Genomic DNA, 13471 nt, shown 5'->3' with positions numbered 1-13471 from the left:
CCTTGACTTCGGCCCCGCCGCCGACGACGTTCGCCCCCAGAAGGAGCCGCCCATGTCAGCCGCCGCACAGACTTCCGCCGCCGCCCCGGGCACCACGGTCGATCAGGACGAGATCGCGCATTTCTCCGCGATAGCCAGCGAGTGGTGGGCGCCGAACGGCAAGTTCGCGCCGCTGCACCGGCTCAACCCGATCCGCATCGGCTTCATCAAGGACGAGGCGGCGAAACTGTTCGGCCGCGACAGCCGGGATCCGAAGGCGCTGAACGGCCTGCGCGTGCTCGATATCGGCTGCGGCGGCGGTCTGCTGTCCGAGCCGATGGCGCGCCTCGGCGCCACCGTCGTCGGCGCCGACGCATCGGAAACCAATATCGGCGTCGCCTCGCTGCATGCGAGCGAGGCCGGTCTCGACATCGACTATCGCGCGACCACCGCCGAGGCGCTCAGCGCCGCCGGCGAACAGTTCGACATCGTGCTGGCGATGGAGATCGTCGAGCACGTCGCCGACCTGCCGCTCTTCATCCGCGAGACATCGGCGATGGTGAAGCCGGGCGGGCTGATGGTGCTTTCCACCATCAATAGGACGCCGAAGGCATGGGCGCTGGCGATCTTCGGCGCCGAATGTGTGTTGCGCTGGCTGCCGCGCGGTACGCACACTTACGAAAAGCTGGTGCGCCCCTCGGAGCTGGCGAAGGCGCTCAGCGAGAACGGCCTCGACCTCTCGGCCGAGACGGGCGTCGTCTACAATCCGCTCCGGGACCGCTGGAGCCCTTCGTCCGACATGGACGTCAACTACATGATTTCCGCCGTCCGCCGCTGAGCCGCTTCCCCGACCCGAAAACAGGAACGGCTCCGGTGCATCACCGGAGCCGTTTTCACTTGCGCGAAGAAATGGGGCCTTGATCCCGGCGACCTAGTTGCCGTCTTCCGGCAGGACCGGGAGCGGCAGGAAATCGATCCCCTCCTCGGCCAGGGAGCGCGCCTCTTCCGGCGAGGCCTCGCCATAGATGCCGCGCGCCTCGACCTCCTGATAATGGATCTTGCGCGCTTCCTCGGCGAACTTGCCGCCGACATAGTCGGCGTTCTCGGTGACATGGTCGCGCAGCTTGCGCATCATCTCGACCATGGCGGCCTGGCGCGGGTCGGGCGCGGCGACCTTCATGGCCGCGCTTTCGGCCGCTGCCTCGCGCTTGCGCGCCGTCGAAACCGACGGCGCCATCAATGCCTTCACGACATCGCTCGTCCCGCATTCCGGGCAGGTCACGGCACGCGCCTTGGCGGCCTTGTCATAGGCAGCCGCATCACGGAACCAGCTTTCGAAATCGTGCCCGGCGGTGCAGACGAGATTGTATCGGATCATGGAGCCTATATGGGGATCAGCTCACGAAGGTGCCAACCTGCGGCATCTCCGGCAGCGAAAAATCGCGTGCATTGACCAGGGCGGGGATCGCCTGCCGCGCCGAAACCGAGAAGGCGGGGTCGATCTCGGCGATGATGAAGCCCGGCTGATCATCGGCCTCCGCAAGGATCTTGCCCCATGGGTCAACGATCATGCTGTGGCCATAGGTATCGCGGCCGTCCTCGTGATGGCCGGCCTGCGCCGCCGCGATGACATAGGAGCCGGTCTCGATGGCGCGCGAACGCAGCAGGACGTGCCAATGCGCCTCGCCGGTCTTCTTGGTGAAGGCGGCGGGCACGGCGAGCACGGCGGCGCCGGCCTTGGCCAGCGTCCGGTGCAGGGCCGGGAAACGGACGTCGTAGCAGATCGTCATGCCGACCTTGGTCCAGGGCAGGTCGGCAACGACGGCGGTGTCGCCGGCGCGATAGGTCGCGGATTCGCGATAGCTCTCGCCGCCCGACAGGTCGACGTCGAACATGTGGATCTTGTCGTAGCGCCCGATGATGGCGCCGTTTGGCGCGATCAGGAACGAGCGATTGGCGATGTGGTCGTCAGGGAGCTTGATCGCCATCGAGCCGATATGAAGATGGATGCCCAACTCGCGCGCGATCTCGCGGAAACGCTGCAGCGACGGGTCGATTTCTTCCGGCCCGATCGCGGCGAGAAGCGCCGCCTTGTCGCGGTCGAGGATCGTCGTCATCTCGGGCGTCAGCACATATCCGGCGCCGGCCGCTGCCGCCGCCCGGATCAGAGCCTCGGCGTCGTCAACATTCGCCGCCACCGATCGTCCACTTCGCATCTGGACGCAAGCCGCCTTGAAGCTCGTCATCGGCTTTCTCCTTGATTGAATGAATGAAAGTGGCGACCGTCAGGACGCCAGAAGCAGGTCCAGCCGGCCTTGGCCGTCGAGGTCATGCAGGTCGTCGCAGCCGCCGACATGGGTGTCGCCGATGAAGATCTGCGGGAAGGTGGCACGCCCGCTGGCGCGCGCGATCATTTCCTGGCGCAGGTCCGGTTTCCCGGTCGCGTCGAATTCCACGTAGGCGACGCCTTTCTTTTCCAGAAGGCGCTTGGCAGCCGAACAATATCCGCAGGCTTGCCGGGTGTAGATGATCACTTCGGCCATGTTCAATCCTGATGATGGGGCGCCGCCTATATAGGCTTCAGCCGGGCCCTTCGACAACCCGTGCGAAGACGACGACGTCGACGGCGGCCGCTCCGCCGCGAAGAAGCGCCCGCGTCACGGCCTTGGCCGTCGCCCCTGTCGTGTAGACGTCGTCGACGAGGAGAACCCGCCGTCCGGCGAGCTTTTGCCGCGCTTCCGGCGACACGCGAAAGGCACCCTGGACATTGGCGGCGCGTTCCGAAACCCTTAATCCGACCTGCCGGCGCGTCGGCTTGATGCGGTCGACAAGATCGGGGACATGCGGCTTTTCCAGCCGCCGCGCGACCTCGGCCGCGATCATGGCCGACTGGTTGAATCGCCGTTGCCAGAGCCGGCGCGGATGCAGCGGCACCGGCGCGACGAGCTCTGCCCCGACTCCGAGATCATCAGCCGCCCTTGCCATCATGGCGGCCATGGAGCGAGCAAGCTCGGTATGGTCATGATACTTCAGGCCCTGGACGATTCGGCCGGAGAATTCGTCATAGATCGCGACGGCCCGCAGGCGATCGAAGGGCGGCGGATCGGCGATCGCCTCGGCCGACAGCGAGTCGGGACCGATGTCGTAGCCGAAGGGGATCGCGAGCCGCTGGCAGAACGGCCGCTCGATCAGCCGCAGCCGGCCCCAGCAGCCGGCGCAGAGCGCGCCGGCGCTGGCGACGGGCCGGCCGCAGGCGAGACAGCCCGGCGGCAGCGCGAGATCCAGCGCGAACCGCCCGGCAGTCGCAAGACCTGCCCGAAGCGAGGCCAACCATGCCAACTTGTCGACCGCAGCGCCCTCTCGCATAACGCAACGTAATGCAGAACGGCTTTGACCGGAAGGGCGGCGAGTCCCATAACCGCCGCGACCACACCCATCAGGAAGGCTGCTCCATGGCCGGCGCCCCCATTCTCTTCGATCGAAGCCTGCTCGCGCTGCACCGCGCCCGCGCCGAACGGCTCGCCATCCCCGGCAGCGATTTCCTGCTCGCGCGCACGATCGACGATTTGATGGACCGCCTGTCGACCGTGAACCGCCACTTCGAGCAGGCGGTCGACATCGGCGATCTGTCGCCGACGCTCGCCGCGGCGCTCGCGGCGCACGGCCAGGGCGGCACGGTCCGGCGCGTCCGGCCGGACGAAAACGAGGCGCTGCCGCTGGAGCCGGGATCGGTCGATCTCGCCGTCAGCGCTCTTTCCTTCCAGTGGATCAACGACCTGCCGGGCCTGCTCGCCCAGATCAAGCGCGCGCTGAAGCCGGACGGGCTGCTGCTGGCGACGCTGGTGGGCGGCGACACGCTGCAAGAGCTGCGCGCCGTGCTGACCGAGGCGGAGAGCGACATCCGCGGCGGCGCCGCCCCACGCGTCGCCCCCTTCGCCGATGTCCGCGACATCGGCGCGCTGCTGCAGCGGGCCGGCTTCGCCCTTCCGGTGGCCGACACCGACCGGTTCACCGTGCGCTATGACAGCATGTTCCATCTGATGCGCGACCTGCGCGCCATGGGGGCGACCAATGCGCTGACGGCGCGCGATCCGCGCCCGCTCACCCGCGCGATCCTCGCCCGGGCCGCCACGCTCTATGCCGAACGCTATGCGGACGCCGACGGCCGCGTTCGCACGACGTTCGAGCTGATCGCCCTTTCCGGCTGGGCGCCGCATGAAAGCCAGCAGAAGCCGCTGAAGCCCGGCTCGGCCAAGATGCGCCTCGCCGATGCGCTCGAGGCGGCGCGGAAGGAACGCGAGGGATCGTAGGACTGAGGAAGCGTCAGGATTCGGCGGCGAGTGCGACGGCGCGCTCATAGAGCGAGACGATGCCGCCGCCGGTGAAGGTCACGGCGACCAGCGCCAGCACGATGACGCCGATGATCAGCCCGTACTCGATGGCGACCGCCCCGCGACGGGCGCGCAGCAGGCGAAACAGGGAAGGACCAGAGGCCGCACGCATCGACTACGCCTTGCCGTCGGGACGGCAGGGCCCTGCCCCCGTCCTCACGGTGCCGCGACGCGCGGCACCTTCCGGCGGGAGCCTCGCGCAAACTCATAAAAGCTCGATTAACGGCGCGATCAGCGGCTCGTCGGCCGGTGGCATCGGATAGTCGCGCAACTGCTTGGCGCGCACCCACTTGATGGCCTGCCCCTCGAGGCTGCGTGGGAAGCCCGTCCAGCGCCGGCAGACATAGAGCGGCATCAGCAGATGGAAGTCGTCATAGGTGTGGCTGGCGAAGGTCAGCGGCGCCAGGCAGGCGGTCTTGGTCTCGACGCCGAGTTCCTCGCGCAGCTCGCGGATCAGCGCGTCTTCCGGCGTCTCGCCGGCATCGACCTTGCCGCCAGGGAACTCCCAGAGACCGGCCAGCGCCTTCCCCTCCGGTCGCTGCGCGATCAGGATGCGGTTGTCGGCATCGACCAGCGCGCAGGCGACGACGAGAAGCAGGCGGCGTGTCATCAGAACCTCGCGGGATATCAGGCCGGACGGCGATAGTGGTAGCGATACTGCTCGACGAAGCCGAGGCCTTCATAGAGGGCGATCGCAGCGGCATTCTCGGATGTCACCTGGATCGCGGCCGCGGTCGCGCCATTCTCCAGCGTCCAGCCGAGGGCGGCCCGCATGACCGAGGCGCCATAGCCCTGACGCCGCCTCATCCGGTCGGTGACGACATTCAGGAACACGCCGATGCCACAGGCGTTGACGGCGAGCGCGGCGGCCGCCGGCGTGCCGTCCGGCGCATAGCAGACGATGCCGCGCGCTTCCGGCGCGATCAGGCCGAGCAGGATCTTCAGCGTCTCGACCTCCTTGGCGGAGGCCTGGCTCAGCACGGACTGGGCGCGATACCAGCGGGGATCCATCGGGTTGAAGTAGCGTATATCGCCGGTCGGCTCGAAGGCGGCGCCATGCAGGTCCATCGCCAGCACGCGGCTTTCCTCGAACGCCGTCCAGCCGGCGCGGTCGAGCGCGTCCAGCACCCGTGCGCCGGCAAGCGGCGTCACGCGGAACACCGGCTCGATGCCATGGCGGGTCGACAGCGCCGCGAGATAGGCGATCCGGCGCTCGGCCTCGTCCTCATCCTCCGGGTCGAGGCTCTGGAACGAGTTCGAACGCTTCGAATAGCCATGCGCGAAGCGCCAGATCCAGGCGCCGTCATGCACATTGCCAACGGCCGGCCAGGCGGAAAGACAAGCAGCCTCGATGCCGAGGATAGACGGCAGCGTGGCCACGTCAGCTCCGATAATCGCCATTGATCGCGACATATTCCTTGGTCAGGTCGCAGGTCCACACGGTGGCCCTGCCCTCGCCGAGGCCGATCTCGGCCGTCACGACGATTTCCTTGTTCTTCATGTAGGCGGAGGCGACGGCCTCTGAATAGGCCGGGTCGCGCTCGCCCTCGAAGGCAACGCGGGTTTCGCCGAAGGAGATCGACAGGCGGTCGCGGTCGGCCGGCTCGCCGGCCTTGCCAACAGCCATGACGACGCGACCCCAATTGGCGTCCTCGCCGGCCGCCGCCGTCTTGACCAGCGGCGAATTGGCGATCGACAGCGCGATGCGCTTGGCGGAGGCGTCGGAGACGGCGCCCTCGACGCGGACCTCGATCAGCTTGCGGGCGCCCTCGCCGTCGCGCGCCACCTGGATGGCGAGATCGAGCAGCACCTCGTCGAGCGCCCTGGCGAAATCGGCGAGACGCGGGTCGGCGGCGTCGGTGATCACCTCCGCGCCGGCGGCCTTGCCGGTGGCGAAGAGAAGCAGCGTGTCGGAGGTGGAGGTGTCGCTGTCGACGGTGACGGAATTGAAGCTGCCCACGACGCCCTTCGAAAGCAGCGCCTGCAGCACGGGGGCGGCGATGGCGGCGTCGGTGGCGACGAAGGAGAGCATGGTCGCCATGTCGGGAGCGATCATGCCGGCGCCCTTGGCGATGCCGTTGATCGTGACCGTCGCGGCGCCGAGCTTGACCTTGCGGGTAGAGCCCTTCGGGAAGGTGTCGGTGGTCATGATGGCGCGGGCGGCGTCGACCCAGGGGCCGTCGGCGGCGCGGGCGGCGGCGTCCGGCAGGACGGCGGCAAATTTCTGCGCGTCGAGCGGCTCGCCGATCACGCCGGTCGAGGCGAGGAAGACCTCGTCCGGCCGGCAGCCGGCGACCTTGGCGGCCAGCTCGCCCTGCAGACCGGTGGTCTCGCGGCCCTTCTTGCCGGTGAAGGCGTTGGCGTTGCCGGAATTGACCAGTAGCGCCCGGGCGGTGCCGCCCTTCAGCGAGTCCCGGCACCAGTCGACCGGGGCCGACGGGCATTTCGACTTGGTGAAGACGCCGGCGACGGTGGTGCCTTCCGCGAACAGCGCCAGGAAAACGTCGAGGCGGTTCTTGTACTTGATGCCAGCCTCAGCGGTCGCGAAGCGGACGCCCTCGATCGGCGGCATGTCGGGAAAGGGGACGGCGAGCGGGGAGACGGCAGTGGACATGATGCCTCGGCGGTTTCGGGCAAAGGAGGCCCTCCCTGTGCCCGAACCGCCTGTCACGCGCAAGCCGTTTCGGAGCGTCGGGAGGGAACGGCGGCCATCCTCAAATGCAAAAGGGCCGGAACGATGTCCGGCCCTTCGTTAGCAATCCGTTAACCCTGCGGCAGAGTTTACTGCGCCGGCTGCGCGTCCGGGGCGGCCTTCAGAGCCGGGTCGACGATATCGACCTTGCTGTCCTTGCGCAGGCCCGCGACCGTGTCGACGAAGGTGTCGCGCAGGACGAGCTGGCGAACCTGGTCCTTGACCTGGTCATAGGTCGGCAGCGGCTGCTTGCGCTTCTCGACCGACTTGATGATGTGGAAGCCGTACTGCGTCTTGACCGGCTTCTCGGTGTACTTGCCGGGCTCGAGCGCGAACGCCGCGTCCTCGAACTCCTTGATCATCTTGCCCTTGGTGAAGAAGCCGAGGTCGCCGCCCATCTTGGCGGAGCCGGGGTCCTTCGACTTCTCGGCCGCGAGCTTGGCGAAGTCGCCGCCCTTGTCGAGCTCCTTGATGATCGCCTTGGCCTCGTCCTCGGTCTCGACCAGGATGTGCTGGGCGTGGACTTCCTCTTCCGGCACGATCTTGGCGATCTCGGCCTCATAGCGCTTCTTGACCGCCTCATCGGTCACGGCGAGATCGACCTTGGCGCGGAAGAACTCGTTGCGAAGCGCGCGGGCGCGCAGCAGATCGAGCCGGCGCTGGAACTCCTCCGACTTGTCGAGGCCGTCCTTCTCGGCGGCGCCCGCCATCAGGCGCAAGTCGATCAGCACGTCGAGGATCGCCTTGCGGCGCTGGTCGGGAGCGACCTTCGCCAGTTCCTCGGAGAAGTCCTCGCCGGCCAGCGTCAGGTCGGCTTCGGTGATCGGCTTGCCGTTGACGGTGGCGACGACGGCCTTCGGATCGACCGGAGCGGCGGGCGCGGCGGCCGGCGCCGCAGCCGGCGCGGCGTCCTGGGCCACGGCGGGTGCCGCCAGCGCCATCAGGCCGAGCACGGCCAAAGCAGGCCCGCGCAAGGCCGTAAGGGAAGTTGCGACACGAGACTTCATGGACTTGTCCTGTTCCGTTACGGAGAGAGAAGTGAAGAGCATAGCCAGTTCCTCACGATCACGTGCGTGGATCCGCTGCAATTCCGGCATTTTCCGGGCATGGAACCGCTGGTCGTCCACGTTGACAACCCTTGTGCCCCCTCTTATCTGTCTCGGAACTCGGCGTCCAGAACGCTGTGAGAGGTGACGGCGCGCCTAACGGTTTCCGGCCTTCGTCGCAGCGATCGCGCCGACAACACGAACCCGGCGCCCCTTGCCTTCTTTGAGCGGGCCGGACCCAACATCAAGGATGGCCCATGGTCGGTCTCGGTTCGCTTGCGCGCAAAATTTTCGGCTCGGCCAATGACCGCCGCGTCAAGGGCTATCGGCCCGTCGTCGCGCAGATCAACGCGCTGGAAGCCGAAATGTCGGCGCTCTCCGACGACCAGCTCCGCGCCCGCACCGAACAGTTCAAGCGCGAGATCGCCGGCGGCAAGACCGTCGACGACCTGCTGGTCCCCGCCTTCGCCACCGTCCGCGAGGGCGCCAAGCGCGCGCTCGGCATGCGCCACTTCGACGTGCAGATGATCGGCGGCATGGTGCTGAACGACGGCTCCATCTCGGAAATGAAGACCGGCGAAGGCAAGACGCTGATGGCGACGCTGCCGGTCTACCTGAACGCGCTGACCGGCAAGGGCGTCCACGTCGTCACCGTTAACGACTACCTCGCCTCGCGCGACGCCGAATGGATGGGCCGGCTCTACCGCTTCCTCGGCCTGTCGGTCGGCGTCATCGTGCATGGCCTCGACGACGACCAGCGCCGCGCGGCTTACGCCTGCGACATCACCTACGGCACCAACAACGAGTTCGGCTTCGATTATCTGCGCGATAACATGAAGTACGAGCTCGGCCAGATGGTGCAGCGCCCGCATCACTACGCGATCGTCGACGAAGTCGACTCGATCCTGATCGACGAGGCGCGCACGCCGCTGATCATCTCCGGCCCGCTCGACGACCGCTCGGAGCTCTACAACACGATCGACACCTTCATCCCGTCGCTGGTGCCGGAAGACTACGAGATCGACGAGAAGCAGCGCACCGCCAACTTCACCGAGGCCGGCAACGAGAAGCTCGAGCAGCTTTTGACCCAGGCCGGCCTGCTGAAGGGCGAGTCGCTCTATGACGTCGAGAACGTCACCGTCGTCCATCACATCAACCAGGCGCTGCGCGCGCACCGCCTGTTCCAGCGCGACAAGGACTATATCGTCAAGGACGACGAAGTCGTCATCATCGACGAGTTCACCGGCCGCATGATGCCGGGCCGCCGCTATTCGGAAGGCCTGCACCAGGCGCTGGAAGCGAAGGAAAAGGTCAAGATCCAGCCGGAAAACCAGACGCTGGCCTCGATCACCTTCCAGAACTATTTCCGCATGTACGAGAAGCTGGCCGGCATGACCGGCACGGCGCAGACGGAAGCGGCCGAATTCGCCGACATCTACGGCCTCGAGGTGGTCGAGATCCCGACCAACGTGCCCGTCCAGCGCATCGACGATGACGACGAGGTCTATCGGACGGCGGGCGAGAAGTACAAGGCGATCATCCGCGTCATCAAGGATTGCGCCGAGCGCGGCCAGCCGGTCCTCGTCGGCACGACCTCGATCGAAAAGTCGGAACTGCTGTCGGAGCTCCTGAAGAAGGAGAAGGTCCCGCACCAGGTGCTGAACGCCCGCTATCACGAACAGGAAGCCTATATCGTCGCCCAGGCCGGCGTGCCCGGCGCCGTCACGATCGCCACCAACATGGCCGGCCGCGGCACCGACATCAAACTCGGCGGCAACCTCGAAATGCGCATGGAGCGCGAACTGGGCGAGATCCAGGACGAAGCCGAGCGCAATCGCCGCATCGAGGAGATCAAGGCCGAAATCGAGGTTCTGAAAGCCAAGGCGATCGCCGCCGGCGGCCTCTACGTCATCGGCACCGAGCGGCATGAAAGCCGCCGCATCGACAACCAGCTGCGCGGCCGTTCCGGCCGCCAGGGCGACCCCGGCCATTCGCACTTCTTCCTGTCGCTGCAGGACGACCTGATGCGCATCTTCGGCTCGGAGCGCATGGACGGCATGCTGCAGAAGCTCGGCCTCAAGGAGGACGAGGCGATCGTCCATCCCTGGATCAACCGGGCGCTGGAAAAGGCGCAGCAGAAGGTCGAGGCGCGCAACTTCGACATCCGCAAGAACCTGCTCAAATACGACGACGTCATGAACGACCAGCGCAAGGTCATCTTCGACCAGCGCGTCGAGCTCATGGCCGAGGAAGACGTCGCTTCCACCGTCGACGACATGCGCAACGAGGTGATCGCCGGCCTCGTCGCCAAGCACATCCCGGAAAAGGCCTATCCCGAGCAGTGGGACGCCAAGGGACTGCACGAGGCGCTGCAGACGGCGGTCAATCTCGACCTGCCGATCGAGGCCTGGGCGGCCGAGGAAGGCATTGCCGACGCCGAAGTGCTGGAGCGCGTGCAGAAGGCCGGCGACGAAGCCGCCGCCGCCCGCACCGAGCGCTTCTCGCCGACCGTCATGCGCCAGGTCGAGAAGGCCGTGCTGCTGCAGACGCTGGATCACCTCTGGCGCGAGCACCTGGTCACGCTCGACCATCTGCGCCAGGTCATCGGCTTCCGCGGCTACGCCCAGCGCGACCCGCTGAACGAGTACAAGACCGAGGCCTTCGAGCTGTTCGAGGGCATGCTGCAGAGCCTGCGCGAGGCGGTCACGGCGCAGATGATGCGCGTCGAGATCATGCAGTCGCCGCCGCTGGCGCCCGATGATCTGGACATGGACAATCTGCAGGCGATGCATCTCGACCCGCTCTCGGGCGAGAACGAGTTCGACGACCGGCCGCTGCTGGAAAGCGCGGACGCGGCCGCCGGCTTCGCCGCGCTCGGCGTCGATCCGAACGACCCGTCGACCTGGAGCCGCCTGCAGCGCAACGCCCCCTGCCCCTGCGGCTCGGGCAAGAAGTTCAAGCACTGCCACGGCAAGCTCGCCTGAGGCGGCCCACAGGTCCTGAATGAAAAAGCCCGGCACGGCGACGTGCCGGGCTTTTTGCTGGCCGGATTCCGCCTGCTGGCGCGAACCTCCGCCCACGCTCTGCCGTCATCCCAGCCCCCGCGCCGGGATCCATTCAGCCGCGACATCGGGAGCCGAAATGACCCATGCCTCGGCGGCATGGATTCCTGCTTTCGCGGAATGACGGCGAGGATGGGGTGACGGCGAACCACAAGTGCGAGCAAGACCCTCACCCTACCTTCTCCCGCAAGCGGGCGAGGGCTTTCTGCCGGCGGCCGTCATCGACGTGGAGCCATAGCTGTCAAAGGCGCAGGCGAGCCCCCTCTCCCGCTCGCGGGAGAGGGTCGGGGTGAGGGTTTTCCCGACATCGCCGCCCTGGTCGCTTCGAAAACTAAGCCGGCTGGGGCGTCTTCGTTGCGCGGCGCTGGTTGGCGACGACGAGTTTGCGGGCGAGCGCGTTGCCGATGACCTGGTGGACGGCGGCCGAGAGCCGCGCATCCTCGGCGCAGGCGCGGGCGAGCTTTTCGCGGTCGAGCGCGATCACTGTCAGCCGCTCGGAGGCGCGAACCGTCGCCGTCGCCGCGATGCCGGTCAGGAAGGAGATCTCACCGACGAACTCGCCCGGATGGATGCGGGCGACCTCGGCGTCATCGACCATGACGACGGCATGGCCGGCCGTGACGAGATAGAACCAGTCGACCGGCTCCCCTTCGGTCGTGAGCGGCGCGCCGGGCGCGAGGTCGTAGACCTCACCGAGGCGGATCAGCTCTTCGATCTGGGTGTCGTCCAGGCTGTTGGCCGCGTCGATCACCACCTCGTCGGCGCCGGCGCCGAGAAGATGGCCGCCGGTCGCCTTGCCGAGCCGACGGCGCGCCTGCATCAGCGAGACGAGGCGATAGGCGTTGATCAGGATGAAGACGATGTTCCAGCCGATGCCGGTATAGAGCGCGCCGCCCGCCATGGTGAAATAGACGATCTGGAACGCCAGCGAGACGATCAGCAGGATGCGCAGCCAGAAGATGTTCGTCAGGAACATCGAGACCGCGAACAGCAGATAGCCGATATGGGCCGGCAGGTCGTACCAGCCGCCGAACGTTTCGAGGATGTCAAACACGGGCCGTCTCCGCGCGAGGGGGCCGGCGGATCGGCATCCGCCGGCATGGCTCGCATCCGCAGTCTAGAACATCGCGGCCAAAAGTAAGCCCCCGTTTCCGGGGGCTGCGATGGCGCCTCAGCCCGCCAGCTTGTCGTTCAGGAAGGCCTCGACGGCGGCCGGGGGCACGTCCTTGGCGATGAAGGCCTTGCCGACGCCGTGAGTCAGGATGAATGTCAGCGTGCCGCGCGACACCTTCTTGTCCTGGGCGATCCGCTTCATCAGATCCTGCGCATCGGGCAACCCGCCCGGCACGTCGGAAAGCCGGGTCGGGAGGCCGACCGCCTTCAGATGCGCCTCGACGCGGATGCCGTCATCCGGCGAGCAGAGATTCATGCGGGCGGAGAATTCGTGCGCCAGCACCATGCCGATCGCGACGCCCTCGCCATGCACGAGGCGCTGCGAATAGCCGGTGGCCGATTCCAGCGCATGTCCGAAGGTGTGGCCGAGATTGAGCAGCGCCCGCTCGCCCGTCTCGTGCTCGTCGGCGGCGACCACCTTGGCCTTGGCCCGGCAGCTCGTCGCCACCGCATGCTCGCGCTCCGGCCCGCCGGAAAGGATGCCCTGCCAGTTCTGCTCCAGCCAGGCGAAGAAGGCCGGATCGTCGATCAGGCCGTATTTGGCGACCTCGGCATAGCCGGCGCGGAATTCGCGCGGGGAGAGCGTGTCGAGGATGCCGGTGTCGGCGATGACGAGATCGGGCTGGTGGAAGCTGCCGACGAGGTTCTTGCCCTCGGCGGTATTGATGCCGGTTTTGCCGCCGACGGAGCTGTCGACCTGCGCGAGCAGCGAGGTCGGGATCTGGACGAAGCGCATGCCGCGCCGGGTGATCGCCGCCGCGAAGCCGGTCAGGTCGCCAACGACACCGCCACCGAAGGCGACGACGATGTCGCCGCGCTCCAGCCGCGCGGCCAAAATGGCGCGGACGACGGTTTCGAGCGTCGCGAAGTTCTTCGAGCCTTCGCCGGGAGCGACCACGATCGGCACGCTCTCGATGCCGGCGGCGTCGAGCGAGGCGGTGAGCGCCGCCAGATGCAGCCCGCCCACCGTCTCGTCGGTCACGATCGCGGCCCGCACCCTGGGCAGGCGTTCGGCGATCGCGCGGCCGGCTTCGGCGATCAGGCCGCGGCCGATCAGGATGTCATAGGCGCGGTCGCCGAGCGCAACGCGGACCGAGGTGGTGGCTGAGGCTTCGGCGGAAATCATCG

Annotated in this window: 14 protein-coding genes; 3 read left to right on the top strand and 11 right to left on the bottom strand. The window is 67.3% G+C overall.

Features of this window, described 5'->3' with window-relative positions; all coding sequences use genetic code 11:
- The first annotated feature begins 52 nt into the window (after positions 1 to 52).
- Entirely contained in the window at positions 53 to 817 is a 765-nt protein-coding gene (gene ubiG, locus OSH07_RS20490; RefSeq protein WP_266340545.1) for a bifunctional 2-polyprenyl-6-hydroxyphenol methylase/3-demethylubiquinol 3-O-methyltransferase UbiG, read from the top strand.
- Between the two features lie 93 nt (positions 818 to 910).
- On the opposite strand, the gene OSH07_RS20485 is transcribed toward ubiG, so the two are convergent.
- The 4 genes from OSH07_RS20485 to OSH07_RS20470 are packed head-to-tail and all read right to left on the bottom strand — an operon-like array spanning position 911 to position 3309.
- Positions 911 to 1357, bottom strand: a complete 447-nt coding sequence (locus tag OSH07_RS20485) for a DUF1178 family protein (RefSeq protein ID WP_266340544.1) — start codon at positions 1355 to 1357, stop codon at positions 911 to 913.
- Positions 1358 to 1373: 16 nt separating this feature from the next.
- Positions 1374 to 2225: a carbon-nitrogen hydrolase family protein gene (locus OSH07_RS20480; protein WP_266340543.1), complete on the bottom strand. Its 852-nt coding sequence runs from the start codon at positions 2223 to 2225 to the stop codon at positions 1374 to 1376.
- Between the two features lie 39 nt (positions 2226 to 2264).
- Complete coding sequence (grxC, locus tag OSH07_RS20475) at positions 2265 to 2522, bottom strand: glutaredoxin 3 (protein ID WP_266340542.1); 258 nt, start codon at positions 2520 to 2522, stop codon at positions 2265 to 2267.
- 37 nt (positions 2523 to 2559) lie between these two features.
- On the bottom strand, positions 2560 to 3309 hold the full coding sequence (locus OSH07_RS20470; RefSeq protein WP_266340541.1) for a ComF family protein: 750 nt from the start codon (positions 3307 to 3309) through the stop codon (positions 2560 to 2562).
- A 122-nt stretch (positions 3310 to 3431) separates the two neighbouring features.
- On the opposite strand from OSH07_RS20470, the gene OSH07_RS20465 reads away from it, so the two are divergent.
- A complete protein-coding gene (locus tag OSH07_RS20465) occupies positions 3432 to 4289 on the top strand; it encodes a methyltransferase domain-containing protein (RefSeq protein ID WP_266340540.1) in 858 nt (285 codons plus the stop codon).
- A 13-nt stretch (positions 4290 to 4302) separates the two neighbouring features.
- Here the strand turns inward: OSH07_RS20465 and OSH07_RS20460 are convergent, their stop codons facing one another.
- The 5 genes from OSH07_RS20460 to OSH07_RS20440 all read right to left on the bottom strand — a co-directional run bounded on the left by OSH07_RS20460 (position 4303) and on the right by OSH07_RS20440 (position 8069).
- Entirely contained in the window at positions 4303 to 4482 is a 180-nt protein-coding gene (locus tag OSH07_RS20460; RefSeq protein WP_266340539.1) for a Flp family type IVb pilin, read from the bottom strand.
- A 93-nt stretch (positions 4483 to 4575) separates the two neighbouring features.
- Complete coding sequence (mutT, locus tag OSH07_RS20455; RefSeq protein WP_266340538.1) at positions 4576 to 4980, bottom strand: 8-oxo-dGTP diphosphatase MutT; 405 nt, start codon at positions 4978 to 4980, stop codon at positions 4576 to 4578.
- 17 nt (positions 4981 to 4997) lie between these two features.
- Positions 4998 to 5750 (bottom strand): GNAT family N-acetyltransferase, encoded by a 753-nt coding sequence (locus OSH07_RS20450; protein WP_266340537.1) that lies wholly within the window; start codon positions 5748 to 5750, stop codon positions 4998 to 5000.
- Position 5751: 1 nt separating this feature from the next.
- Positions 5752 to 6984, bottom strand: a complete 1233-nt coding sequence (gene argJ / locus OSH07_RS20445) for a bifunctional glutamate N-acetyltransferase/amino-acid acetyltransferase ArgJ (protein WP_266340536.1) — start codon at positions 6982 to 6984, stop codon at positions 5752 to 5754.
- Between the two features lie 167 nt (positions 6985 to 7151).
- Positions 7152 to 8069, bottom strand: a complete 918-nt coding sequence (locus tag OSH07_RS20440; RefSeq protein ID WP_266340535.1) for a peptidylprolyl isomerase — start codon at positions 8067 to 8069, stop codon at positions 7152 to 7154.
- A gap of 296 nt (positions 8070 to 8365) precedes the next feature.
- On the opposite strand from OSH07_RS20440, the gene secA reads away from it, so the two are divergent.
- The gene (secA, locus tag OSH07_RS20435; protein WP_266340534.1) at positions 8366 to 11092 is read left to right on the top strand and encodes a preprotein translocase subunit SecA; all 2727 of its coding nucleotides are present in this window, start codon (positions 8366 to 8368) and stop codon (positions 11090 to 11092) included.
- A gap of 409 nt (positions 11093 to 11501) precedes the next feature.
- On the opposite strand, the gene OSH07_RS20430 is transcribed toward secA, so the two are convergent.
- Together OSH07_RS20430 and aroB are read right to left on the bottom strand one after the other, a co-directional pair.
- Complete coding sequence (locus OSH07_RS20430; protein ID WP_266340533.1) at positions 11502 to 12224, bottom strand: Crp/Fnr family transcriptional regulator; 723 nt, start codon at positions 12222 to 12224, stop codon at positions 11502 to 11504.
- A 117-nt stretch (positions 12225 to 12341) separates the two neighbouring features.
- The gene (gene aroB / locus OSH07_RS20425) at positions 12342 to 13469 is read right to left on the bottom strand and encodes a 3-dehydroquinate synthase (protein WP_266340532.1); all 1128 of its coding nucleotides are present in this window, start codon (positions 13467 to 13469) and stop codon (positions 12342 to 12344) included.
- Positions 13470 to 13471: the final 2 nt, after the last annotated feature.

Source organism: Kaistia nematophila (assembly GCF_026343855.1).
GTDB lineage: Bacteria > Pseudomonadota > Alphaproteobacteria > Rhizobiales > Kaistiaceae > Kaistia > Kaistia nematophila.
This window is presented reverse-complemented; position numbering and strand designations above follow the sequence as displayed.

What these genes read in the sequence shown, in the direction of transcription:
- OSH07_RS20460 (WP_266340539.1), bottom strand. Translation starts at nt 4,482, where the DNA reads ATGCGTGCGGCCTCTGGTCCTTCCCTGTTTCGCCTGCTGCGCGCCCGT.
- ubiG (WP_266340545.1), top strand. Translation starts at nt 53, where the DNA reads ATGTCAGCCGCCGCACAGACTTCCGCCGCCGCCCCGGGCACCACGGTC.
- OSH07_RS20485 (WP_266340544.1), bottom strand. Translation starts at nt 1,357, where the DNA reads ATGATCCGATACAATCTCGTCTGCACCGCCGGGCACGATTTCGAAAGC.
- mutT (WP_266340538.1), bottom strand. Translation starts at nt 4,980, where the DNA reads ATGACACGCCGCCTGCTTCTCGTCGTCGCCTGCGCGCTGGTCGATGCC.
- OSH07_RS20465 (WP_266340540.1), top strand. Translation starts at nt 3,432, where the DNA reads ATGGCCGGCGCCCCCATTCTCTTCGATCGAAGCCTGCTCGCGCTGCAC.
- argJ (WP_266340536.1), bottom strand. Translation starts at nt 6,984, where the DNA reads ATGTCCACTGCCGTCTCCCCGCTCGCCGTCCCCTTTCCCGACATGCCG.
- aroB (WP_266340532.1), bottom strand. Translation starts at nt 13,469, where the DNA reads ATGATTTCCGCCGAAGCCTCAGCCACCACCTCGGTCCGCGTTGCGCTC.
- secA (WP_266340534.1), top strand. Translation starts at nt 8,366, where the DNA reads ATGGTCGGTCTCGGTTCGCTTGCGCGCAAAATTTTCGGCTCGGCCAAT.
- OSH07_RS20440 (WP_266340535.1), bottom strand. Translation starts at nt 8,069, where the DNA reads ATGAAGTCTCGTGTCGCAACTTCCCTTACGGCCTTGCGCGGGCCTGCT.
- OSH07_RS20480 (WP_266340543.1), bottom strand. Translation starts at nt 2,225, where the DNA reads ATGACGAGCTTCAAGGCGGCTTGCGTCCAGATGCGAAGTGGACGATCG.
- grxC (WP_266340542.1), bottom strand. Translation starts at nt 2,522, where the DNA reads ATGGCCGAAGTGATCATCTACACCCGGCAAGCCTGCGGATATTGTTCG.